Below are 23,619 nucleotides of genomic sequence, written 5' to 3'. Positions count from 1 at the left end.
CCAATAATGCACTTCCGGTCGCCAGGGGAAACTACACAAGTCCACCATGCTTGATGTTCTCGCCACAGGTGGATTGGCAGATTCAACTAGGCCTCACCTCAAGAAAGGGGTGGTTTATGGAGCCCAAAAGGACTTCCTTAATTCATGAATATTTGGGAAATTGGCTGAATTAAAGGAATGTGCGCGAATTAATATGTGTTGCTAAAAGGGTACCGGCTGAGTTTTGTAGTGCTGAGCGTGGCGATTTCAACGCCACGTCACCGTTGTCATTAACGACCAACGGCTTTAGATTCGAAAGCGCAGTGCGGTTCTTGGCGTGGGCGTGTCAAGTACTTCGGGCAGAATGGCCGGCACGTTGATGGCCTGACAGTTCCCGCGCGAGGAGCTTCAGGCAATGTCTGGGCAAAGCAAGCTCTTAGAGGAATGGGGCTCTTGCCCCGTGCCTGGCGAGGCCGACAAGAAAAACAAGCCATATGGCCAGAATTCGACAGCCAATACTGACGATGTATCCACTGCGCGTGGGCGAGGGCGCCGTGCTTCCCATTCGGGCGTTACCTGCCAAGCAATCAAGCAAGGGCTTTTGGATCTTCGGTCACGTCGTTCCGCCCGAACGCAGGCTCACATCCCTCTCGCCAAAGCAAGGCAGTGGTCGATCCACCAAGGGTTCTTTGATTGGTTGGCTTAGTTCGACCGTGGTCAAGGAAATGCTGTGGCTAGCGCATCTGGTGAGCCAGTCGAACGCTAGATTCAACTTCTCAATCCATGTCGCACAAGCAACAAGTCTTGCGCCACCGAAGCCCGAAACCGAGTTTGACCAAATCTAGTATGAGCAAGCACTTCATCCAGTATCACAAGCTGAGTCAAGAGAATCCGGTACCGAGCGGCTTCTCCGCCCGCACCAAGAATCCTGTCAAGGTCGTCGAAGGGGACATCGTCTGGTTGCTCACGGCGAGGCCATCGGCTGCCGGCACGCACTACGCCATTGCTTATTGCTTCGTGGTTGATGCCATTGAGCCCCTCGATGAGGGCGGTCTGCGCTTCTCGGGGCAGGAAGGGCAACGGTTTGACCCCGCTTGGGCGCTTTCTGCCGCAAGCCATCCCTGGTTCGAAGGCTTGCGGGTAGGCACGTTGGGCAGTGGTGCGTTCGGCTTTAGACCGATCCCGGCGGAGCTGATTTCGGTGTTTGATGCGAAGCGTCTTGAGGCGTCAGGATCTGAAGGGGCGGGCACGAGTTTTGATGATGACGCCGATGCTTATGAGGCTGCAGCCGAGTCCGCAGAGCAATCGTCCTCTGGTTCCGAGGACGAGATTCAAATGCGCGCAGTGCTGACACGGCGGGGTCAGCGTCAATTTCGGGCCGCCTTGTTGCAAGCCTATGGGCGCCGCTGCCCCATCAGCGAGTCGCGGGTGGAGGCTTTGCTGGAGGCCGCGCACATCGTGCCGCATGCGGAGGGCGCCGACTATCAGGTGAGCAATGGCCTCTTGCTACGTGCCGACCTGCACACCCTGTTTGACCTGCATCTGCTGGGCCTTGATGCCCAGCTGCGCGTTCATTTACACCCTTCCATCAAGCACAGCGAGTACGCCCGCTTTGATGGCAAGAGGCTGGAATCCTTGCCGTCGGCTCTGTCCGATTGCCCATCGCCAGCCAAGTTGCAGTCGCGCTTTGATCGCTTTTTGGCCAAGCGTGATGAGCTGGCCATTGGCAGCTTGGCTCGCCCCCAAGAGAGACTGCTGGAAAACATTCGTTAAGCTGCCGGCTTATTGCCGCCCCGAGCCTTATTTAGCCTGAATCCGCCTGACCCAGAACCCGCCCCATGGCCATCAAGAAATCCGACCTTTATTCCTCCCTCTGGGCCTCCTGCGACGAGCTGCGTGGCGGCATGGATGCCAGCCAGTACAAGGACTATGTCCTGTTCATGCTGTTCATCAAGTACATCAGCGACAAGTACGCCGATTCCGACGACTTCGCGCCGCCCGTGGTCATCCCAAAGGGCGCCAGCTTCAAGGACATGATTGCGCTGAAGGGCAAGGCCGACATCGGCGACAAGATCAATACGCAAATCATCCAGCCGCTGATTGATGCCAATGCCCGCCTGGCGCGCAGCGACTTCCCTGACTTCAATGACCCGAACAAGCTCGGCACCGGTGATGAAATGGTGCAGCGCCTCAGCAATCTGGTGATGATCTTCCAGAAGGACGAGCTGGACTTCTCGCAAAACCGCGCCGAGCACGACGACATCCTGGGTGATGCGTATGAATACCTGATGCGCCACTTCGCCACCGAGAGTGGCAAGAGCAAGGGCCAGTTCTACACGCCTTCCGAGGTCAGTCGTGTCATCGCCAAGGTCATTGGCATCTCGCCCGAGAACACCAAGGCCAACACCACCGCCTACGACCCCACCTGCGGGTCCGGCTCGTTGCTGCTGAAGGTGGCGGCCGAAGCCGGTAACAAAATCACCCTGGAAGGGCAGGAGAAGGACGTCACCACCGCCGGCCTGGCGCGGATGAACATGATCCTGCATGACTTCCCCACGGCCAATATCCAGAGCGGCAACACCCTGGCCAGCCCGAAGTTCAAGGACGGCGAGCAGTTGCGCACCTACGACTATGTGGTGGCCAATCCGCCGTTTTCCGACAAGGCCTGGAGCACCGGCCTAACCCCGTCGGCCGACCCCTATCAGCGCTTCGCCTGGGGTGAGCCCCCGGCCAAGCAGGGAGACTATGCCTATCTGCTGCACATCATCCGCAGCATGAAGAGCAGCGGCAAGGCCGCCTGCATCTTGCCGCATGGCGTGCTTTTTCGTGGCGGGGCCGAAGGCGTGCTGCGCAAGCAACTGGTCAGCAGCGGCATCCTCAAGGGCATCATCGGCCTGCCGGCCAATCTGTTTTATGGCACTGGCATTCCGGCCTGCATTTTGGTGCTGGATAAGGAAAACGCATCGGCCCGCAAGGGTGTGATGATGATCGACGCCAGCAAGGGCTTCATCAAAGACGGCAACAAGAACCGCCTGCGCGAGCAAGACCTGCACCGTATCGTGGACAGCTTTCACAAGCTGGACGACATGCCCGGCTACGCCCGCATGGTGCCGCGCAGCGAAATCGATAGCGACAAGAACGACTACAACCTCAACCTGCCGCGCTATATCGACGCCAGCGAGGCCGAAGACATTCAAGACCTCAGCGCCCATCTGAACGGTGGCATCCCGGACCGCGACCTGTTTGGTGCCGGCAGCACGCTGGCCCCGTATTGGCAGGTCATGCCCACGCTGCGCGCCACCTTGTTCGCGCCGCTGGCGAACGACAAGCGCCAAGGCTACAGCCAGCTCCAGCAGCCGGTCGCCGAAGTCAAGGCCGCCATCCTGGGCCACGCCGAGTTCAGCGCTTTTCAGGCCACGGTCAAGCAACTCTTCGCCGACTGGCAAGCCCGCAACGAGCCGCGCATGAAGGGCTTCAAATTGGGCGAGCACCCCAAGGCTTTCATCGAAGTCTTGTCCGAAGATCTGCTTGCCACCTTCAAACCCGCCCCGCTGATCGATGCCTACAGCGTCTATCAACACCTGATGGATTACTGGGCCGAAGCGATGCAAGACGATGCCTACGCCATTGCCCAAGACGGCTGGGTGGCCAAGCCAGCGCGCATTATCGAGACGGACAAAAAGGGCAAGAAAAAGGACAAGGGCTGGGCTTGCGACCTGGTGCCCAAGGCCTTCATCGTGGCGCGCTACTTTGCCAAGCAGCAAGTTGCGCTGGATGAAGCGCAAGCGCAACTGGACGCCGGCAGCAGTGCCATCAACGAGTTGGAAGAAGAGCACAGCGGTGAAGACGCGGTGTTTGGTGGCTTCGACAAGGTGAACGCTGCCGCCGTGAGGGATCGCATCAAGGAGATTGGCGCTGACCCGGACGGTGCAGCCGAGCTTAAGGTGTTGAAAGCCTGGCTCAAGCTCAGCAACGATGAGGCGGGTTTGAAAAAGACGGTCAAGGAGTTGGACGCCCAGTTGGATCAACTGGCGCATGACCAGTATGCCAAGCTCAGCATCACAGAAATTCAGCTGCTGGTGGTGAATGACAAGTGGTTGGCGCGCATGGCATCAGACCTATACGGTGAACTCGACCGCGTTAGCCAGACATTGACGCGGCGCATTCGCGAACTGGCCGAGCGTTATGCAGCGCCGTTGCCGGCTCTGGCGGAAGAGGTGAATGCCTTGTCGGCCAAGGTTGTTGAGCATCTAAAAGGGATGGGCGTGACATGCCGGTGATATCAGTGGCGACGAACGATCAAGCGGAATCCTTACCTGATAGTTGGTCAGTTTGGCCCCTTGCCGAGGTCGCAGAAGTTCGCGGTGGGATTGCCAAGAATTCAAACGTCGCAGTTGCAGACGCCATCTCTGTTGCTTACCTAAGGGTCGCAAATGTCCAAGATGGTTACTTTGACCTTTCCGAAATTAGCAGGATTGAAATAAGCAAACAGGACTTGAAACGTTACTCGGTGTTGCCGGGTGATGTGCTTATGAATGAAGGCGGTGATCTAGACAAGCTTGGCCGTGGTGCTGTTTGGCTCGGACTATCGGAGCCTTGTGTGCATCAGAATCATGTTTTCGTCGTTCGCTGCAAGCCCCAGTTGCTGCCTGAGTTCTTGAATGTCTGGACGAGCACACAAAGCGCCAGGAAGTTCTTTTTACTGGCCGGAAAACAAACAACAAATCTCGCGTCGATCAGCAAGACTTCCCTTGGGGAGCTCCCAGTCGCGCTGCCTCCCATTGCCGAGCAACGTGCCATCGCCACATCCCTCTCCGATGTCGATGCCCTGATTGCCGGGCTGGAGCGGCTGATCGCCAAGAAGCGCGACATCAAACAGGCCGCGATGCAGCAACTCCTCACCGGCCAAACCCGCCTGCTGGGGTTCAGTGGGAAGTGGCGTGCCTCCACTCTTGTTCAGGTGGCGGAAATCACTCCCGGCCTAAACAAACCAACCAGCGAAATGGGGTCTGGCGCCTTGTATGTGACGGTGCAGGACCTCTACGCTGGGTCTTCGATTGAGGTTGCCCGCCTCGGTCGAATCAAAGCATCAACTGCAGAGGTTGCCGCGTTCGCCCTTGAACCTGGAGATATCGTGTTTGGTAAATCCTCGGTGAAGCGCGAAGGTATTGGTTACCCAAGTCAGTTCCTTGGAGCAAATGAACCAACAGTGTTTTCAGGCTTTTCTTATCGGACCCGAGCCAAAGAAGGTTTGGCCAATTCGAGCTTCCTGTTTTATGCGCTTCGTTCTAGCCCGACACGGCGTTGGTTAATCGACAATTCGCAGGCCTCCGCCCTCACCAACATCAACAGGTTGATCGCTGAACGAATTCCGTTGGAATTGCCGCCGACGCTTGATGAGCAAATCGCCATCGCCGCCGTCCTCTCCGACATGGACTCCGACCTCGCCGCCCTCGAATCCCGCCTCGCCAAAACCCGCGCCCTCAAGCAAGGGATGATGCAAGAGCTGCTGACCGGAAAGACCCGCCTCGTATGAGTGCCGGCGGCATGAAAAAGCTGAGCGAGAGCCGCATCGTCACGGGCCTGGCAACCGATGTCGCCAAGCGGCTGTGTCGGCAGGCGGTGGCTGGATTGCAAAAAATGCACCACACCTTGTCGGGTGATGACTCCGGGCTGGAAACGACTTGGGATGAAATTTGTGTGCAAGTCCAGTGTGAGCAGTCAGTCTATTGGGACGTGTATTTGCAATCCATTCATGACATGTTGGCTTGGCCTGTCAGCCAGTTGAAGCCTTATGAACGGGAGGCGTTGTGGCTGAAAACCAATGAGGGTGAGGACTGGGCATGGCGCGACGATGACCCAAGTCGCGACGAGTACCCAGTTTGCGAAGAGGACGTTGTTCAATATTTGACACGAGACTATGTCCTAGCGCTCGCAGCCGAATGGACCAACTCAAAAATTCGAGCGTTTGTTGACCGGCGCAACATGTGCGATTGATGGGCCTGACCAGAAGCCACCCAGAAATCGATTCGATCATTAGACAGAACTGACATTTTTTACGCGAACAGGGAGCGAAGAGTGAAAACACCAAAGCAAGTACGCGAAGGCATCGTTCGTTACATCGTGCGGGACCATCTTTTGTTTGAGGCTGATGCTTGGAGCAATACTGCAATTCGCGGATTTCTGGAAAGCGCCCACAGCCTGGATTGATGGGCTCAAAGGCCAAGTAGGCAAGCAAGCCAACAAATACGCGCAATACAGACGCGGAGGGAGTAGACAGTATGGTTACCGCACCTAGACCGGAACGACGCACCCAGAATCGCGTAATTTCGCGAGTCACCGGCCATGTGGCCGAAGGCGGCCTGGGCTACGCCTACTTGGGCGACTGGAACAAGCGCGAAGGCAACCGCTGCATCGAAACCGACTACCTCACGGCCAATCTGAAGCAGCGTGGGTATAGCGACGCCCATATCTCCCAAGCCATTCAAAAGCTGATGACTGCGGCGGACGCCACCGGCATCACGCCCTATCAGGCCAATCTGCGTACATACCAGTTGCTGCGTTACGGCGTGCCGGTCCAAGTGGCGGCCGGCGTACCGCATAAGACGGTGGAGTTGATCGATTGGGCGACCCCGGCGAACAACCACTTTGCTTTGGCCGAGGAGGTGACGCTGAAGGGTGGCCATGAGCGCCGGCCCGACATCGTGCTGTATGTGAACGGCATTGCGGTGGCGGTGCTGGAGCTTAAGCGCAGCTCGGTGGATGTGGCCAATGGCATCCGGCAACTGATCACCAACCAGGAAGAGATATTCAACCAGGGTTTCTTCAGCACGGTGCAGTTGGTACTGGCCGGCAGCGATTCGCAAGGCTTGCGCTTCGGCACGACGGGCACGCCGGAGAAGTTTTATGTCGAGTGGAAGCATCACGACAAAACTCAGGCGGCCGCAGGAGACCTGGCAGAAGGGGAGTTGCTGGACGGCCCCTTGAGCCAGATCTTGGCACCCGAGCGCTTGTTGGACCTGATGCGCAATTTCGTGATCTTTGATGCGGGCCAAAAGAAGGTGCCCCGTCTGCATCAGTTTGAAGGTGTGAAGGCGGCGCAAGAAAGCATCAAGCGGCAAGAGGGTGGCGTCATCTGGCATACCCAGGGCAGCGGCAAGAGCATCTTGATGGTGCTGATTGCCAAGTGGCTGCTGGAGCATGACCCCGAGGCACGCATCCTGGTGGTGACCGACCGGGATGAGTTGGACAAGCAGATTGAAGGCGTTATGAAGAACGCCGGGGTGATTGGCGCCGAGGCGCCGTCGCCACGCATCCTGTCTCGCAGGGACCTGGTGGAGAAGCTGGCATCGCCATCTCCGCGCTTGATGTGCGCGCTGATCCACAAAATCGATGCGTCGGACCTGAAGGGCGAGCCGCCCAAGGTGGCGGGGCGCTTTTACGTGTTTGTGGACGAATGCCACCGCACCCAGGGCGGCGACATGAACAAGCAGATGAAACGCTGGCTGGCCAGCGCCATCTTTATTGGCTTCACTGGCACGCCGCTGCTGCGCAAAGACAAGCAAACCACGCGCGAGGTGTTTGGTAGTTTTATCCATACCTACAAATTCCACGAGGCGGTGGAAGACGGCGTGGTGCTAGATCTGAAGTACGAGGCGCGGGCGGTGCCGCAGCGTTTGACTTCACCGAAGGCTGTGGACGACTGGTTTGAAAAGGCGGCCAAGGGCCTGAACAATTACCAAAAATCCGTTTTGCGCCGGCGCTGGGCGACGATGGAGGACCTGATGAGTTCGGGCGAGCGCAAGCAGCGCATCATGGCCGACATCATTCATGACTTTGGCGTGCGGCCACGGCTGAGCAACGACCGGGGCACGGCCATCTTGGTGGCGGCCTCGATTTACGACTCCTGCCATTACTACCGGCTGTTTCAGAACACGAACTTCGGCAAGCACTGCGGCATCATCACGTCCTTCGAGCCGAACCACAACGCGATCTCGCAAGAGCCCAAGGACAGCGACGACCGCTACAAGTTCGACACCTACACCCAGCATGTGCTGAAGGCGGGGCAAACCACCACGCAATACGAGACCGAGATGAAGCGGCGCTTCATCGAGGAACCGGCCAATCTGAAGTTGCTGATCGTGGTGAGCAAGTTGCTGACGGGCTTTGACGCGCCCAGCTGCACTTACATCTATCTGGACAACGAGCTGCGCGACCACAACCTGTTTCAGGCTATTTGCCGTACCAACCGGTTGGATGGCGATGACAAGGATTACGGCCACATCGTTGATTACAAAGAATTGTTCAGCAAGGTGCAGAACGCGATTGCGGTCTACACCTCGGAAGAGCTGGATACCGAAAGCTGCGGCGACGACAGCAATGTGACCGTGAAGGACTGGCGCGAGGAGGGCAAGGCCAAGCTCGACGGCGCACGCGAGGCGCTGATTTACCTATGCGCGCCGGTGAAGCAGCCGCAGGGGCTTGAACAACACATCCTTTACTTCTGCGGCAGCGCGGCCGATGCGGCTGCCTTGGACAACACCGAACCGCTGCGGATTGCTTTTTATAAGGCGGTGGCCGCCTATGTTCGCGCCTATTCGGATTTGGCCTCGGACTTGGAAGGCGCCGGTTACAGTGCGGCCCAGATCGAGGCCTTCGAAAAAGAGACAGCCTTTTATACCGAGGTGCGCGCGGCGATCAAGAACCATTCCGGCGAAGAGCTGGACACCAAGCCTTTTGAGGCGGACATGCGCCACCTCATCAACACCTATATCCAGGCCGATCCGGCGGATTTGTTGGGCGACTTGAACTCGCTGTCGTTGACCGAATTGATCATTGAAACCGGCATCCATGACTCGATTGCCAAGAAGCTCAATGAGAAGGGCAAGTTGTCTCGCAATGCGATTGCCGAGAGCATCATCAACAACGTCCGCAAGACCATCATCCGCGACCAGCTGACAGACCCCAAGTTCTACGAGCAGATGTCCAAGCTGCTGGAGGATTTGATTCAGCAGAAGATTGACGACACCGAAAGCTATGAAAAATTCCTGAGGGATGCCGAAGCGCTGGCCAAGCAATTGGGCAAGCAAGGGAAGGGCGATGACAAGCTACCGGCCGAGCTGAAGGGCAACCGAGAGGCGGCCGTGCTTTACAACAACCTCCCTGGCATTCTTGCGGAGTCAGCTGCTGATGCTGCGACCGAGGCTCATGAAGCAGAGCCGGCCTATGGAGATGAATGCCTGAGTTTGGCTTTGGCCTTGGACAAGGCCGTGCGTGAGAAAGCGCCTGCGGGCTGGAGGGGAGACCCGGCCCGGGAAGCTCAGGTGAAGAATGCAATCCACCCCATCATGAAGAAGAACAAGGCTGCCACCATGGCCATCTTCGAAATCATCAAGAACCAGCCAGGCTATTGATGAGCGAAGAGATATTTTTGGGCACATTGCAAATCAGCTTGGTCCGCAAAGCCGTGAAGAACGTGCATCTGACCGTGCACCCGCCGGACGGGCGCGTCACGCTGGTGGCCCCCGTCAGCACCCGCAGTGAGGTGGCGCGTGCCTATGCGATCTCCAAACTGAGCTGGATTCGGCAGCAACAAAAGTCGCTGAAGGCACAGGCGCGTGAAACACCGCGCAAGTTCCAAGAGCGCGAGAGCCACGAGCTTTGGGGGCGGCGCCATTTGATGACAGTGGTGGAAGCCAACGTGAAACCGTTCGTCAAGTTGGACCACAAGCGCATCACGCTGTCGATGCGTCCTGGTCATGACTTGGCAAAACGGGCCGAGGTCATGCATGCCTGGCATAAGTCTTTGCTGCATGCCTTGGTGCCCAAGCTAGTTGCCAAGTGGGAGCTGAAGCTCGGTGTGCGTGTTTCTGGCTACTTCTTGCAGCGCATGAAAACCAAATGGGGCAGCTGCAACCACCAGGCGGGCAATATCCGACTCAACACCGAGTTGGTCAAAAAGCCCAAGGACCTGATTGAGTACGTGGTGGTGCACGAGATGGTGCACCTGCTGGAGCCGACGCACAGCGACCGGTTCGTGGCGTTGCTGGATTTGCATTGGCCGCAATGGCGGGAGGCGCGCAAGGAGTTGAATGCGTTGCCGCTGGGGGCTGGCATAGACGATTCAAGGTGAGCGCGAGTTCAAGGTTCTGGAATTGACCAGGTGTCAGCTTGACCGGTGAGAAGTCGGGCCAGGCGGTCGGTTACCAAAATTTTTCGGGTGGTTACCAAAATTCCTTGGGGCCGACATCGGGTCAATTTTGACCGTATTTTTCGCATGAGCAATTTTACATAATACACATTGTCGATAAAGTTCTGAGGGCCGTTTTGTTCAGCTTTTATCAAGTCTTGTCAAGCCTTAACCCCCCATAATCTTTTCGTCAATAGACAAAAAAAACTTTATTTCAGGGATGAAATTATGATAAGCAAGCAAATACCGCAACAGTTGCCGCAGATTTGCCAGATTTTGGAGAACCTACGCGCAACACGCGGCGAAGTTGCCGCGCTGCTCGGCGTCAATCGGCGCACGCTGGCTCGATGGTGCCGCGATGATGATGCGCCGCTTCAGGCAAGACTCGCTCTGTTTTGGCTAACGACTTGGGGCCGTAGTTTGGTTGACTGCGCGGCCGTAAATGATGCCGTTTTGCAGGCCCAGCTCGCCCGGTGTGCCCAGGCCCAGGCAGAAGCCCATCTAGCCGACGTGCTGCGCTTGATGGCGCTCGGTGATTTTGGCTCGGCCAATAGCCCGCTTATGGCGCACCGGCATTCGATGCCGCCTGCTGCCGTGGCGCACGCGATCGAGCGGCGAATGAAACAAGCCCGGCCACCTGCTGAAAGGCGCCGGGCTTGACGTTGGACTAGGCCGGGTCAGGTGCAACTGTTGGTTGTATTGCCCTTCATGATGCTTCCATCGCTGCCCACTTGATCCGGCGTCGTCGTTACCTTGAACGCGGTCGCGCAGCACAAGCTGACTTTTGTCGACGTACCGGCTATGAGCACTTTGCCGGCCTTGTCCACAATGTCTCCGGTCGTGTTGGTGACTTCCTTGCAGGCTTCGGCCGGCTTTGCCGGTGCATCACTGCCGCCACCGCCGCCGCAAGCGGTCAGGATCAAGCCGGCCGCGATCATGAATAGAGCTTTCATTTTGTCAATCTCCCAATTGGCTAACGCTGAAATGCGCCGGCCATAGTGTCTCATTCCCAGGCGCGTTTTACCCAGGCTTTGACGGCGGGAAATTGATACATCACGAAAGCGGCAAGCACGGCGCCCGCGATCACGGTCACGGCTTCGCGCACCACGGCCGGCCCGCTTGGCATCAAGCTGCCGGCCTTCATTTGGTCGGCGCCTGTGTCTGTTGCCCAGGTGCCGGCGTCATAACGGCCTGCATGTATAACTTAGCCTCAATTCTGACTAGCGCCGCCTCGATGGCAGACACGCGCCCGCCCACCGTGAGAGCATTACCGCCCCATCCCAACGCGGCGCCCAGCAAAGCGGCGACGATGGCCCGCCCGCCTGCATCCGTTACCGGCATCATTTGCTTGCCCAATCATCTGGCAAGACCACGGCCAGCACGGCGCACGCGCCAGCCACCACGGCCGCGCCCGCGTCTACGGTCCCGGCCGGCAGGCCGAACAGCACGCCCACGGCCGCAAGGCCCGACAAGGTAGAAGGCTCACGCAAGCGAGCGGCGATGTATTGGGCGATTTTCTTCATGGTGTCGGCCAGTAGTTGTAATTTGGGTTTGAGAGGTCGGAAAAGCTGCGTTCATCTGCCGCGCCGCTGCCGCTGCCGGCGTAGCGCCCGCCCGTTTCATATTGGCTCTGGCTTGGGCTTGGGTAGCGTTTGGCGAGTCTGTCGGTTTCGTCGTAGCTGGCTTGCGGCGGCGCCCTGTTCAAGAACTCGCGCCCCGCTGCGCTCTGAGCTGGCGGCGGCGATCCGGTGCCGGCATCCATCGCGGCGCCCTTCAGCAGCGCGGGCAAGCCGCACCACTTCGACGCTTCCCAATAGCCGGCGTTGTCGATGATCCAGCGAGCGACGGCCGCGTCCGTTGTGGTTTGTGCTGGCGTCGGGATGCCTACGGCTTGGCTTGCGCCTGTGACCACGCCCGTAACGGCGCCGCCCGCTGCATCCACCACGGCGCCGCCCATTGCTGCGCCCGCGCCCGCTGCCGCTTGGGCGATGCCGCCGCGCTGCCAGATGTAAAGGCCCGCCGCGCCGGCCGCGCCCAGGATCACCAAGAATTTGATGCTTTCGAGCTTCATCATGCGAGGACTCCCCCGGCGTTTGTGTATGCGTCAATCAGCGCAGTTAGGCGGCGCTCTGGTTGCCCGTAGCCCGCACCGGGCAGGCTTGCCCATTCCTGGCGGCACTTGGCGACGGCCTCGGCCACGCGGCCGGCTTCGATAGCGTCCAGCGCCCCGCGCTTGCGGATCAAGTAAACGGCCGCTTTGTCCTGGCTATCTGGCGAAAAGTCGGGCAGGTTTAGCGCCCGCTTGCACATCAGCCAAGTCGGTTTGATGATTTGATAACGGCCCGCCGCTGTGGACACTTGGCCCGCGTATTGCGGGCCCAAGTTGGCGATGCTCTCGCCGGACCACTCACCGGTGACGGCCGGGTGATCTGCGAAGCTGTTGATTGTGTGGCGGTAGCCGTAGCAAGTCCGATACGGGTCGCGCCCGCCCTTGCTTGTGCCTTCGCTGTAGTCAATCAGGGTCAAAAAGGCTGCTGTGTTGGTGCTGCTCATCGCGGCCTCGGTCTGGTGTGCGTCATATTGGCGCTCAATGGCGCCCCAAGGGTTTGCGAAGTCGAGGACGGTCGAACCCTCGGCCGGGTCGGCGCTTGGCGCGTCTTGAACGTCATAGGCTGCGGCTTGGTCGGCTGCGCGGGCAAGCATCCAGGCGCCGCCGATGATGGCGGCGCCGATGATGGCGGCGCGGGTTGGCGTCATAACGGCCATTCTTCCCACTCAAAATTCGTGCGGATTGTGTTAGCTGCCGCGCCGACGTAAAAATCTATTCCATAGCCCGGCCTGACTATCACCGGACGCGGAAATATAACTACGGTGTCCGATGATGCCGCGATATAACCACTCGCCAAAAATCTTTGGTTTGCCGGCGTCGGGTTTACGTCTACGCGCATCTGTGCCGCCGAATCTGCGCCCGTTACGTCCAGATTTCGCCCCTGCCCCTGGCTTGTCGTGTGCGGCGTTGTTGTTGTCCTGATTCCCCAACTGTCGGCATTCAAGGCGCCAGCCCTGACAGCTTGAACGAATACATTTTTTCCGCTTCCGGCCGGATTGAATAATTGACAAACAGGCGCATTTCCCGAATTGCCGGGTGCGCCCCTAAAACACACGCCAGAAATAACCTTATCTCTCTCTCCATCTACAACCCGCACAATTCCCGGTTGCCTCTTGCTACCTGCCGCGCTTGACGATAAAAATATTTCGACCGTTTGAGCCGTTGCGCTGTAAATGTCGAACTGCGCATAACTTTCCGAGAAAAAGAAGCCACTTAATACGTTCGTCGCGTCATCGCATTGTGATCCGTTCGAGTCATAAAACGCCAAGGTAACTGCTGCGGTTGAATCAATGATTTCAAAGTATCGGCCAGCCTTAACAAATACTTTTGTTTCACCGGCCGCGAGTGTGATTCGTAGGTTTTCCATGCTTATTTTTTCCTTGTCAGCATCAGCACGGCCACGCCCGCCGCCGCGATCATGCCGAGTTTTAGGCCAACGTCTTGGGCCTTGTTTTCTGCGGGTTGAAAACTGGTAATTGCGCTTTGCGATATGTCCCGCGCTGCGTTTACCGTGTTGTTTGCGCCCTTCAGCAGCGAGTCAATCAAGCCGGTCGATTTTTCGACTGTGGCGCTCCAGGCATCCGTACTGCGAGCGGTCGCCAAGTCAAAGGCACGTGTCGCATTGCTGCCGGCCGTCGCGTATACGCTGGTCGCGTTGTCGCCCATTCGCCGCAATGCATCATCTCCAAACCCGGCAATTGTTTTGATGCCGTCCGTTTGGTCTTTGCTTATCCCCTTCAGCAGCTCGGCCGCTCCGGCATCCGTGCCGGTCCAATTAACCGTAGTTGTATTTCTCTGGCTGCTGTCTGACCTTGCGTCATACCAATCTCGGTCATCGCTTACGTGTATCGAGTTATCAGAGCTGTCAGACCTTGAGCTGTTATCGGCCCAGCTCTGGCGCCGGTCGCTGTCATCGCTTACACGTATCGAGTTATCAAATGCTTGGTGCGTGCTGCGGTCGCTGCTGTCGTTGTAGCTGCGGTCGCTGTTGTCCGTCCAGCTCTGGCGCCGGTCGCTGTCATCGCTTACACGTATCGAGTTATCAAATGCTTGGTGCGTGCTGCGGTCGCTGCTGTCGTTGTAGCTGCGGTCGCTGTTGTCCGTCCAGCTCTGGCGCCGGTCCGAGCTATCAGAAACTCGTATCGAGTTGTCCTGGCTGCGGTCGCTGTTGTCCGTCCAGCTCTGGCGCCGGTCCGAGCTATCAGAAACTCGTATCGAGTTGTCCTGGCTGCGGTCGCTGTTGTCCGTCCAGCTCTGGCGCCGGTCGGAGCTGTCAGAAACGCGGATTGAGTTGTCCCAGCTCTGCGTATTGCTGCGGTCGCTGTTGTCCGTCCAGCTCTGGCGGCTGCTGCGGTCGCTGTTGTCCGTCCAGCTCTGGCGCCGGTCGGAGCTGTCAGAAACGCGGATTGAGTTGTCCCAACTCTGCTGATTGTTCAGATTTGTGCGGGTGCTGTGGTCGCTCCAGTCGTAAATATTCGTTGTGTCGCGGTCATCGGTGATGTTGGTTTGCCGCTGATCGTAGTTTTGCGTTGACTGCTGGCTGTTGGCCTGACTGCTTTTTGATCCCATCAAATGGCCTTTTCCATTTCTGCGCTTACCAGCTCAAAGCCGGCCCGCTGCATTGATCGAACAAGCGCCGGCCTGCGCGTCCAAAATTTGAGGGTGTGGGCGCCCTCTCGCCTTGCGATTGTCTCGAGTTGGGCCAGCTCATCCGGCCCTAGCTCGCCGTCCCGCGCTGTTGCCGTGATGGTCGCCACGTTGCCGACAATATCGAGCGCGACGGCGCCCACGGCGCGGCCGTTTTCGAGTATGTCTAGCATCAAACAGCCGGCCGTCATATCGGCCACGGTCGCGCCTTCCAGCGCGTGACGTTCCACCGGCCGCAGTCGTTCAACGGCTGCGGCCCGGTCGGTTGCTGGCCTCAAGCTGCCCATTACTTGCGCATCCTCTTAATGAGCATCACCAGCGCCGCGCCGCCTAGGAAAAAAATCGCGTAGTTGTTCATTCCGGCCTGCATTGGCGCGGCCGGCATAACGTCATCAGCCCACGGAGGCCCGTAGCCGATCCCCTGCGCGAATTGGTCGCGCACTGCCGCCTGCTCTTTGCGCTTGGTCTTGGTTTGTGCGTTGTCGGTCGTTGCCGATCCGCTGCCGACGTTGACTGACCAACCAGAATGATCTACGTCTACATCGCCGTATGTGGCGTGCGAAGTGCCGCCCATGAATGGCCCGCCCATTGCCGCGCTTGCCATATCAGTGGCGGCGCCCAATGCGCCGCCCACGGCTGCGCCCCAAGGCCCAAAAGCCGCCCCGGCCTGTGCGCCGGCTGCGATGCCGTTAGCCATTGGTCAGCCCGCGAACGCGAGCGCGGCGAGTGCAAGCCCGCCCAGCAACACAAGCGGATTCGTCCCGGCCTGCTGCTGGCTCTGGGGCACTTGTCCCCGCGTGCCGTTTGGCGCTTGGTAGTAGCTGCGGCCGTTTTGTCCGGCGAAGCTGCCCGCCGCAACATTGCCCTGAATTGGCGTTGGTCCATAGCGGTTGTCAATTGCTCGCGTGATGCCATAGCCGATGATCCCTTGCCACCAAGGAACTCCCTGATTTGATCCAGGCGTAAACGGCTGCATCTGTGCGGCCTCGAACTGATCCGGCGTTGCGCCGCCCATGTCCCAGGCGCCCGCGCTGTCGTTGTAGCTGCCCGTATAGGCGGCGTCATCAGTCGGACTCATCATGTTGTCGATTCTTGCGCTCATAGCGTCCTTTCAAAATGCCCAGGCGGGCGCCGCTTGGGCGCCCGCACCGGCATCACAACTGCGAGTTGAGGCTATAGGCTTCGGTGTAGACCGTCAGCGTGTCGGCGGCCGAAGTGGTCACGCGAATATCCAAGTTTTCCACCGGAATGGGCTTACCGTCCGCGCCGCGAATCAATGCCGTGTTGAAGGCGTTGCTTTGCAGCGAGTCGGGCATGAAGTCCAACACGTGATAGCCGGCCTGAGGAATGCGCTTGAAGTCGGTCAAACGCTGATTTGCCAAAGCTACGGGCAAGTCCTCGTAAATGTCCACGCCATCCCGTCGAACACGAATGCTGGACAGATTGGTGTGCTTGATGATGATGCGTTTGACTTGGTAGCCGTTTTTGCCAAAAGGAACAAAGATTTGTTCCTGCGCGGCTGCTGCGATGACTTTTTGAGCCACTTGCACGCGCTGGATAACACCGTTTGCGCTTGGCTGTTCAACATCTGCCCATCCGGTGATGATTGAGCCACCAACTACCGTGTAGGTGCCTAGGTCAAACTCAAGCGTGAATTCTTGAACGCCGGCCTCTTGGGTTGCAGCGATGGTCCCAAGTTTCATGCCTACCTCTTCTTTTGCGCTGCCCTCGGTGAAGTCGAGCGTCAAGAATGAGGTACTGGCTGTGTTGTTGCCCTTATAGGCATTCAAACCGGTGATCATGTCGGCGGCGCTGTTCCAGCGTTGCGCTTCTTTGTTGTTGATCCGAAGGACGATATTCGTAATCAACGTGGTCAGAATGTTGGTCCCGAGTTGAAGATAAATCTTCTCGTAGCAAACACCCAGGGGGAGGCGAATAGAAACCCGCTGATTTGGGCCGACGTTCTGGAATTGTGGGAGGCGAATAGCGCGCATGGCGTTTGTTTCCTTCTTCGTGCCCCCCGGCTCGATTTGAAGTTAGGCCATGCGGCCCGCGTGTTTGTCGGTCAGCCGTTCAAGGCGCGATCGACAAGATTTTTCGTCATGCTGATCTGGCGCAATGCGTAGATCGTCAACAGAACAATGCCGGTAGTCATCGCGGCGTTTTTGATATGGGCTTTCATTTGGTCGGCTTCCTTGGTTTGAAGTGTGGGTGAAAAGAACACCGCCAGTAAACCCGGTTTCGCCGTTTGTACATAGGCCCGCCGCCTGTACGTAGGCGCTACGTAGCCCCGGCGTGAGGTGTACGCTTTTCGCTGAATTTGCCGGCCTTGAATTGCATGTGACCCGCTGTAAGTTCCTTGCTGCGGCGCTCTCGCTCCAAGTAAGCCATCACCGTCAGCGTGTCGGTTTCGGTCACATAAAGCGCGTCTATGGCCGCTTGGCCAACGTCCAGCTCGCGTGCCATTGTTTTACGGTCCTCGGCATAGCCCAGGGTCAGGCATCGAACAAGGGTGCAATTCGCAAGAAACGTCTTGTCTATCAGGGTCGGCCGCTGCGCCGCGCCGATGATGTGCAATGCTTGGTGCCGGCCTTGCGTCAGGCATTGGCGCCACGCTGGCGGCGCCCAGCTCGGTTTTGTAACGTCTGAAAGCTCCTCGGCCAAAAACACCAAGTCTCCGGCTTGGAATGCCAGCTTGCAGACGATGCCGAACGCTTCGCCCAGGTCCATATTCGCCCCAGGCACGTATCGGGCCCGCACCGGCCCGCCTTTGGCGTGCTTGAATGCGCCGATCAAGGCGGGCAAGCTGTCGTAACCCGGCCCGCTTTTGCCGTATTCGTTGCGAGGGTCCCAGATGAGCAAGCGCCGCGGCTTCAGCTCATCCAGGCGCCGCTTAATGCTTACCCCTTTGCCGCTGCTGCTGGCGCCTATGTAGGCTTCGATTTTGGCGCGGTTGGTGACGCTCACGGCCTGACCCCTTCCGCGTCCTCATGCTGCGGCGCCTGTCGGCGCTGCGGCTGCTGCTGGCGGCGCTGCTCGGCGCTGTTCAGCTTGATGGCCTGATAGGTCACAAGGGCAGGCGGCAGGGTCGCGCCGGCCAGCGCGATATAGGGCCCGAATTTCGAGAACGCATCGCCCACCGTCCAGCCGTGGCGCTCCATAACGGCCGCGCCGCCTGCGCTGATTTCCTGCAATGTGCGGTCGTTCCAGACCGTTCCGAATTCCGGCCACCAGCTCATAAGCGGCGCCGCCATCATGCGCACCAGCTCAAGCGCAGATTGCAGCTCTGCCGCTGTGCTCTCGACCACGGCCGCCACTTGCGCGGCTTGCTGCTGTGTCGGGTCAGGCGGTGCATTGGCGCCCTCGATAGCCTCGGCCTGCAACAGTAGCCCGCCCAGGTCGGCGCCCAGGTCGGCGGGTTGTTTGTCTTGAATTTCTTGATCGGGGGGCATGGGTCAGCCTCCAAAAATGCCCCAGCTCGCCCGCGCCGCTGCTGGCGCCTCGGCTGCTGGTGCTGGTGCCGGTGTTGGCGGTTTGGCTGCGGCCGGTGCCGGCGTCGGTGCCGGTGCGGCTGCTGGCGCGGCTGCGGCCGGCTCTGCGATGAGCAAAGCCCGCAATTTTTCGTCGCTGCGGTCGGACCGTGCGAATCCTTGGAAGTTGCAACCGTTGCAAGTGATAACCGACAGTTGCGACTTGGCGAGACTCAAACGCGCCGCCCCGCCGCAAACCGGACACTTGCAGCGGCCGATTGTCTCGGCCGCCACGGTCAGCCCGCCGCTTGTTCTGGTGCTGGCGGGTCTTGAGGCAGGATGCCGGCCGAGTCCAGCGCCGCTACTGTGCTCTCCATGAATTCAACGGCCAGCTCTGCCGATTTGACAACGTTAACCGGGACAAATGCCAAGCTGGCGTTTGTCAAATGGGCCCGAGCTTCGGCCGCGATGGTTTGGGGGGTGCGTTTCATAGGTTTCCTGTTGATTTACTGCCGCCCCCGGCTCTTTTCTCAATGCCCCGACTAGCCCTAGGCTCATCAGGTCGGCGCCCTGCTGGCGCCCCTGCGTACAGTTAATGACACGGGTCCAAGGCTGCGCGGCCTGCGGCCTTGCCTCAGCCCACAACCACCCGCGCAGCTGGACCCGCTCCGACTCGGCCCAGGCTCCCCGCGCTTTCCATTCGCGCCGGTTGCTCAAAATCCATTGATCCGGCTCGGCCACATCAAACACGCCCACCGGGCGCGGCCGGTATTCCGTGCCGTAGCGCCCTTCCCTCGGCTCGCCATCGTCCAGCACGCGCACGGCGTATGCGCGGCCTTGCATGGCGCCGCCCTGCGCGTCCATGTAGGCCCGCCAGCACGCACGGCGCCCGCTGGTCTTGCTGACTGCCGCATGTGCGGCCTGTACCGTGATAGTCGCGCCCTGTGCGGCTTGGTCAGTGACCCGCCGCAACTCGCGCCAAACCGTAACCGGGGGTTGCCCGATGCTCTGAAATTGCCGAATGCCCCATGCTGCGGCCCATCGCTGGACCCTGTTCGCGTTGCCGTCGAACATTTCAGCCTGTTCGCCGCCGCGCTCGTCGGTGTGGCCTTCGGCGCCGATCTGTCCGGCGTCATCTATGCCCTTGGATATGTACTTGGCGACATACGAAACGGCGCCGCCCGCGTCTAAGTCCTTGGCCTTGAATCGGTGTTCCTGTGCGCCGGGTTCGTCGCCGGCATCGGCCAGCCAATAGGCCCGGATTGTTTCGCGCAACTGTTGCACCTGTGCCGGGTCGCACCATAGGAGCATGTGCCAATGCGGGCATCCGTCATGATGCGGCTCGGCCACGCGATAGCCAAAAACCCGCACCTTGCGCCGCTGCAATGCCGCCCGCGCTCGCGCCCAGGTCTTGCATAACCACTGCTGCGCATCCTTCGGCGTGCTGCCGTCGTGCTTTGGGTTGGCGCCGGCCCGCATCAGTTGCGAGTGAAAGCGGCTCGGTGTGGTGTTCGTCGTGAACAAGCCCACCATGCCCCGCGCCTCGGCCCATTCTTCGGCGCCCCGTATGCGCGTCATCAGCTCACCGCGCCGGATAGCCTTGTTTGCCGTACTGGCTTCTACGGCTTGCAGCAGGTTTATGACTTCGCCGTCCGCGCTTTCCAGCTCTGTCGCTTCCAGCATTTCCCTATTGCGTTTGTCGGCCAGCTCGTAACGTCGAACCGTATCGTTCGTTACGTAAGGCTGTCGGCGCCTTGCGCAGACTTCGCCCGCGTGCATCGCGGCCGTTTCTCTCGTACTTACGGCGGCGCGTCGAAGCTGGCGGCGCCACCACAAATGGCAAGTCGCCCGCTTCACCATTGCTTGCAACTGCTCATCATCGCGGCCGGTGCCGCATTTGAACGCAAGCGGCGCCGCCTGTAAGAGCGTTACCTGCTCATTGATCCAGGCCGGCGTTATCTTCTGCTCATAGTCGCGGATCAGATTAAGCATTGCCGCCGCCCGCGCTTTGGCGACGGCCCGCAATTGCCAATCGGGCTCAAGGCCGGTGATGCTGTGCAAAGCCGTGTCGATCTTGGCGCCGGCCCAGCGCATAGCGTCCGCGAACTCTGCGCGGCGCTTCGCCTCCGCATAGTGCGGCGCGTCGGCCTCGGCTTTCAAGGACCGGATTTGTGCGGCGCTGTAAGGCATCAGCCCAGCTCGATCAATTCTTGAAAAACAAAGGTCTTGCCGGCCGGCATGTCAGCGCAAAAACCAATTTCAAGCGATAGGCTCCAGTTGATCGGTATTGCCACGCCCTGGCCCGGAAGGTCGGCCATCGGTAGGCGAAATCCTCCCAGCTCACGCCGGCCAAAGTAGGCCGACATGCACGCCGCCAACTGTCCACCGGTTGTCTTAATGCCTGTCTCTGGATCTGTCACGCTGGAAAAATCCATAAGCACGTGCGGACCCATACGCACCCGCAACGATTCGATGTGTTCAGGCTCTCGCCCCAGCACAACAAACGCCGATGTAACGGTATTTCCCCACCGATGCGCCTCGATGTTTGTCCTGTAGCCCGCAAAATCACAAGGGACATACAGGCGGGCAAGAACCGCGCTTTTTCCGCTGCTCATGGCTTAGAACAAGCTCGCCGCGTTGCGTAGGTCTTTCAGCAGCACACGCGCCGCCGCCGCCATTGCGCACTGATCCGCTTCGGAAAAGCTCGCCCACGGCTGCCGCGCCAGCCGTACCGGCTCGCCCGGTTGACTTGCCGCGATCATTACCAGGGTCAAGCGCGTGCGCTCTGGAATAGCCGCCCAGGTCTTGGCGGGCAAGCTTTGCGCCTTGCTCGGCGCCCAGGCTTTGATTACTGCATGGCATTGGGCCATTGCAGCGTGACGCACCGCCGCGCTTGCGAGTGTGGATGAAAGCGGCCCGCTCATGCTGGAACTATCCGCAAAGTGTGCCCCGCCGCCGCCGCTGTTTTCGCCAGCTCCGCAAGCGATCTTTCAGCGATGCCGCCCCGCATTTCACACGCCGCGGCCCGCGTCCAGCAAACGTAATATTGCGGCCCTTTGCGGCCGACTGCCCTGACCCATTTTTTCAGGCTGTTGTCTTTAAATTCGTGAACTTCGATAACAAAACGCTGTGTGTCCGGCTTCATGGCTCAAGCCTCTACGGGTTGAAGTGCCGCCGCCGCTTGCGCTGCGAGTGTTTCGGCTTGGTCGGCGCATTCGTTCAGCGCATCGCCCAGCATTGCGGCCTCAAATGGCAGGATTGCCCGCCCATTGAACAAGACTCGGCCCGCCTCGGCTTTGATGGTCGCCGGATCGTCTTGGCCTATCAAATTGATCGTGTAACGCATACCGAACCCCCGTTCATTGGCCCGCCCGGTCAAGGTGCTGACCGGGGGAACCGGGGGAGGCAAGACTTAAAAACCCGGTCAGCGAGGCGCACGTTATCAAACGCCACGTTGTATATCAAACGTAGTGTTTGCCCTACCCTCTGTTTGATGTAGGGTATACAGTTCACTTTGTCGCAATTCAGCGACGAAACCGGGGGGTTTCAGTGCTTTCAACCGTCGATTTGATCGAAGTCGCCAAGCAGCGCCAAGGCGACGTTTCCGACTACCGTTTAGCCAAAATTCTTGGCATCCATCCGAACGCCATTTGCAACTATCGGGCAGGCAGGACAGTGCCCGCAAACCCTGTAGCCATGCGGCTTGGCGAGCTTTGCGGCCTCGATGCAGCGACGGTTGTCGCATGGGTAAATTTGGAGCGAGCAAGCACGGATTCAGACCGCGAAGTGTGGCAAATGCTACTTACTCGGCTTGAGGCGTCTAACCCAGCGTCCCAGGCACACTAAAAACGCAAGTTTGGGACATTTTGTCCCATAGGCCAAACGGGAGTTTCGCCAGTGTTTATCGAGGTTCTGAGCGTTTTTCGCTGACCGGCAAAATACACATTGTCGATAGAGCAACTACCTTTGCTGGTGTTGCGTTATCCGAAAAATAAGCAACAGATTCCTGCACAATGACTACCTTTCACTGTTGCGTTAAATGCTCCTCACACTCCCACATCAAAAACCAGTTCTGGTTGACGACCAAATGTTGCCTAGGTATTGGGCATCGGTCTGGTCAATCTTTCACGGAGCCGGTTTAGCGACTTCGACCCTAAAAAGGAAACTATCGGACATTGAGTCGCTGTACGCGCACACTGAAAATGCTGGAGGGGTCTTGGACGACGCAATTGCCGCGCTTGATCTTGAAGCGCTTGGGAACATGCTGGAAGCATTCTTCGTGTCACTGCTGAACGTTCCAAGCCCAAAGAGCACGTCACAAACTCGATGGCAGACGGCATTTCTCTTTGTCCGAGACACTTGTGAGCGACTGGAGCGAAACCCAGCCATGGCTCATCGTATGGCCGATATCCGTGAACGAATCGCCGCTCTGGACCGCCTCTATATTGGGCTTCGACCACTTAAGAAACGCTTCAACTTAAAGCCAAGAGCGATTCCTGCCTCCGTCTTGTTGGAAATAATGGAGGTTGTGACCCCTGGCTCAGCGCGAAACCCTTTTGACCAGGTGGCCACACAATGGCGCGTGTACAGCCTGTTTGTCTTGCTGCTGAATCAGGGGCTTCGACGTGGTGAGGCCTTGACGCTCAGCGCAAGCACGCCAGTTTCTCAGCGAGACCCCAAGACTGGCGCCACCCGGTGGCTCTTAATAGTTCGAACCAACGAAGCTGAGGATGATCCAAGGCTCTCAAAGCCCAGTATCAAGACCGCTGATTCGATTCGACAAATTCCCGTTACAAATACAACAGCCGGCGTGCTTCTTGCTTATGCTGAAAATTACCGAGGTAAAGTAAATCACGACTATTTTTTGAGTAGCATGCTAGGAAAGCCACTGTCTTTAGCGGGCGTTGGCAAAGCATTTCGAAGGCTGTCTGGCGCACTCTCAACTGGAGCCAGGGCCGATTTACTCAAGTACACAGATGCCTTGTTTGTTACCCCCCATGCGCTACGGCACACCTGTGCTGTCGTTCGAATGAAGCAGTTGCTTTCCGCAGGCAAATCCCCAGAACAGGCCATGGCGCACCTTCGCAGCTACTTTGGTTGGTCGAAAAATTCTTTGATGCCCCTTCATTACGCAAAAGCAGCCATGGATGAGAGGCTCAATGAAACTTTGGCCGACCAGTTCGACGACCGGCTTGAATTCTTGAAAGCCTTGCCACTTTGACCGC

Annotated in this window: 27 protein-coding genes; 9 read left to right on the top strand and 18 right to left on the bottom strand. The window is 58.6% G+C overall.

The features are described 5' to 3' along the window. Nucleotides 1-503: 503 nt before the first annotated feature. The 8 genes from LNV08_RS22130 (at nt 504) to LNV08_RS22095 (ending at nt 10,111) form a co-directional block, all read left to right on the top strand. Complete coding sequence (locus tag LNV08_RS22130) at nt 504-824, top strand: hypothetical protein (protein WP_263535923.1); 321 nt, start codon at nt 504-506, stop codon at nt 822-824. 1 nt (nt 825) lies between these two features. Next, on the top strand, nt 826-1,752 hold the full coding sequence (locus tag LNV08_RS22125) for an HNH endonuclease (protein WP_263535922.1): 927 nt from the start codon (nt 826-828) through the stop codon (nt 1,750-1,752). A gap of 65 nt (nt 1,753-1,817) precedes the next feature. Next, entirely contained in the window at nt 1,818-4,259 is a 2,442-nt protein-coding gene (locus LNV08_RS22120) for a type I restriction-modification system subunit M (protein ID WP_263535921.1), read from the top strand. Then, a complete protein-coding gene (locus LNV08_RS22115) occupies nt 4,250-5,515 on the top strand; it encodes a restriction endonuclease subunit S (RefSeq protein ID WP_263535920.1) in 1,266 nt (421 codons plus the stop codon). The genes LNV08_RS22120 and LNV08_RS22115 overlap by 10 nt, the downstream gene beginning before the upstream one ends. An 11-nt stretch (nt 5,516-5,526) precedes the next feature. Further along, nucleotides 5,527-5,976 carry a hypothetical protein gene (locus LNV08_RS22110; protein WP_263535919.1) on the top strand — a complete coding sequence of 150 codons (450 nt, stop codon included), beginning with the start codon at nt 5,527-5,529 and terminating at the stop codon, nt 5,974-5,976. 81 nt (nt 5,977-6,057) lie between these two features. Beyond that, the gene (locus LNV08_RS22105; RefSeq protein WP_263535918.1) at nt 6,058-6,189 is read left to right on the top strand and encodes a hypothetical protein; all 132 of its coding nucleotides are present in this window, start codon (nt 6,058-6,060) and stop codon (nt 6,187-6,189) included. A gap of 71 nt (nt 6,190-6,260) precedes the next feature. Then, nucleotides 6,261-9,392, top strand: a complete 3,132-nt coding sequence (locus LNV08_RS22100) for a type I restriction endonuclease subunit R (RefSeq protein ID WP_263535917.1) — start codon at nt 6,261-6,263, stop codon at nt 9,390-9,392. After that, entirely contained in the window at nt 9,392-10,111 is a 720-nt protein-coding gene (locus LNV08_RS22095; protein ID WP_263535916.1) for a M48 family metallopeptidase, read from the top strand. The genes LNV08_RS22100 and LNV08_RS22095 overlap by 1 nt, the downstream gene beginning before the upstream one ends. Nucleotides 10,112-10,845: 734 nt before the next feature. On the opposite strand, the gene LNV08_RS22090 is transcribed toward LNV08_RS22095, so the two are convergent. The 18 genes from LNV08_RS22090 to LNV08_RS22005 form a co-directional block, all read right to left on the bottom strand. Then, nucleotides 10,846-11,106 (bottom strand): hypothetical protein, encoded by a 261-nt coding sequence (locus tag LNV08_RS22090; RefSeq protein ID WP_263535915.1) that lies wholly within the window; start codon nt 11,104-11,106, stop codon nt 10,846-10,848. A 65-nt stretch (nt 11,107-11,171) separates the two neighbouring features. Continuing rightward, the gene (locus tag LNV08_RS22085; RefSeq protein ID WP_263535914.1) at nt 11,172-11,312 is read right to left on the bottom strand and encodes a hypothetical protein; all 141 of its coding nucleotides are present in this window, start codon (nt 11,310-11,312) and stop codon (nt 11,172-11,174) included. Between the two features lie 196 nt (nt 11,313-11,508). After that, entirely contained in the window at nt 11,509-11,691 is a 183-nt protein-coding gene (locus LNV08_RS22080; RefSeq protein ID WP_263535913.1) for a hypothetical protein, read from the bottom strand. Next, the gene (locus LNV08_RS22075; RefSeq protein ID WP_263535912.1) at nt 11,688-12,242 is read right to left on the bottom strand and encodes a hypothetical protein; all 555 of its coding nucleotides are present in this window, start codon (nt 12,240-12,242) and stop codon (nt 11,688-11,690) included. The genes LNV08_RS22080 and LNV08_RS22075 overlap by 4 nt, the downstream gene beginning before the upstream one ends. Next, complete coding sequence (locus tag LNV08_RS22070; protein WP_263535911.1) at nt 12,239-12,925, bottom strand: glycoside hydrolase family 104 protein; 687 nt, start codon at nt 12,923-12,925, stop codon at nt 12,239-12,241. The genes LNV08_RS22075 and LNV08_RS22070 overlap by 4 nt, the downstream gene beginning before the upstream one ends. Next, nucleotides 12,922-13,644 (bottom strand): hypothetical protein, encoded by a 723-nt coding sequence (locus LNV08_RS22065; protein WP_263535910.1) that lies wholly within the window; start codon nt 13,642-13,644, stop codon nt 12,922-12,924. Before LNV08_RS22065 ends, LNV08_RS22070 begins: the two co-directional genes overlap by 4 nt. 2 nt (nt 13,645-13,646) lie before the next feature. Beyond that, nucleotides 13,647-14,846: a hypothetical protein gene (locus LNV08_RS22060; protein ID WP_263535909.1), complete on the bottom strand. Its 1,200-nt coding sequence runs from the start codon at nt 14,844-14,846 to the stop codon at nt 13,647-13,649. Beyond that, nucleotides 14,846-15,124 (bottom strand): hypothetical protein, encoded by a 279-nt coding sequence (locus LNV08_RS22055; RefSeq protein WP_263535908.1) that lies wholly within the window; start codon nt 15,122-15,124, stop codon nt 14,846-14,848. The genes LNV08_RS22060 and LNV08_RS22055 overlap by 1 nt, the downstream gene beginning before the upstream one ends. An 86-nt stretch (nt 15,125-15,210) precedes the next feature. Then, on the bottom strand, nt 15,211-15,621 hold the full coding sequence (locus LNV08_RS22050) for a hypothetical protein (RefSeq protein WP_263535907.1): 411 nt from the start codon (nt 15,619-15,621) through the stop codon (nt 15,211-15,213). A gap of 3 nt (nt 15,622-15,624) precedes the next feature. Continuing rightward, nucleotides 15,625-16,026, bottom strand: coding sequence for a hypothetical protein (locus LNV08_RS22045; protein ID WP_263535906.1), 402 nt, complete (start codon nt 16,024-16,026; stop codon nt 15,625-15,627). A 52-nt stretch (nt 16,027-16,078) separates the two neighbouring features. Then, a complete protein-coding gene (locus LNV08_RS22040; protein ID WP_263535905.1) occupies nt 16,079-16,918 on the bottom strand; it encodes a major capsid protein P2 in 840 nt (279 codons plus the stop codon). Nucleotides 16,919-17,204: 286 nt separating this feature from the next. Next, the gene (locus LNV08_RS22035; protein WP_263535904.1) at nt 17,205-17,891 is read right to left on the bottom strand and encodes a hypothetical protein; all 687 of its coding nucleotides are present in this window, start codon (nt 17,889-17,891) and stop codon (nt 17,205-17,207) included. Further along, nucleotides 17,888-18,376, bottom strand: a complete 489-nt coding sequence (locus LNV08_RS22030) for a hypothetical protein (protein ID WP_263535903.1) — start codon at nt 18,374-18,376, stop codon at nt 17,888-17,890. The genes LNV08_RS22035 and LNV08_RS22030 overlap by 4 nt, the downstream gene beginning before the upstream one ends. A 429-nt stretch (nt 18,377-18,805) precedes the next feature. Beyond that, nucleotides 18,806-20,584 carry a replication endonuclease gene (locus LNV08_RS22025; RefSeq protein WP_263535902.1) on the bottom strand — a complete coding sequence of 593 codons (1,779 nt, stop codon included), beginning with the start codon at nt 20,582-20,584 and terminating at the stop codon, nt 18,806-18,808. Next, a complete protein-coding gene (locus tag LNV08_RS22020) occupies nt 20,584-21,009 on the bottom strand; it encodes a hypothetical protein (protein WP_263535901.1) in 426 nt (141 codons plus the stop codon). Before LNV08_RS22020 ends, LNV08_RS22025 begins: the two co-directional genes overlap by 1 nt. Before the next feature lie 3 nt (nt 21,010-21,012). After that, the gene (locus LNV08_RS22015) at nt 21,013-21,210 is read right to left on the bottom strand and encodes a hypothetical protein (protein WP_263535900.1); all 198 of its coding nucleotides are present in this window, start codon (nt 21,208-21,210) and stop codon (nt 21,013-21,015) included. A 104-nt stretch (nt 21,211-21,314) separates the two neighbouring features. Continuing rightward, entirely contained in the window at nt 21,315-21,539 is a 225-nt protein-coding gene (locus tag LNV08_RS22010; protein ID WP_263535899.1) for a hypothetical protein, read from the bottom strand. A 3-nt stretch (nt 21,540-21,542) separates the two neighbouring features. Continuing rightward, on the bottom strand, nt 21,543-21,740 hold the full coding sequence (locus LNV08_RS22005) for a hypothetical protein (RefSeq protein ID WP_263535898.1): 198 nt from the start codon (nt 21,738-21,740) through the stop codon (nt 21,543-21,545). Nucleotides 21,741-22,610: 870 nt separating this feature from the next. On the opposite strand from LNV08_RS22005, the gene LNV08_RS22000 reads away from it, so the two are divergent. Further along, nucleotides 22,611-23,615 carry a tyrosine-type recombinase/integrase gene (locus LNV08_RS22000; RefSeq protein WP_263535897.1) on the top strand — a complete coding sequence of 335 codons (1,005 nt, stop codon included), beginning with the start codon at nt 22,611-22,613 and terminating at the stop codon, nt 23,613-23,615. The last annotated feature ends 4 nt before the right edge of the window (nt 23,616-23,619 follow it).

Source organism: Paucibacter sp. TC2R-5 (genome assembly GCF_025717605.1).
GTDB lineage: Bacteria > Pseudomonadota > Gammaproteobacteria > Burkholderiales > Burkholderiaceae_C > Paucibacter_A > Paucibacter_A albus.
Note: the sequence above shows the minus strand (reverse complement) of the source record. Positions and strands in the feature narration are given on the sequence as shown.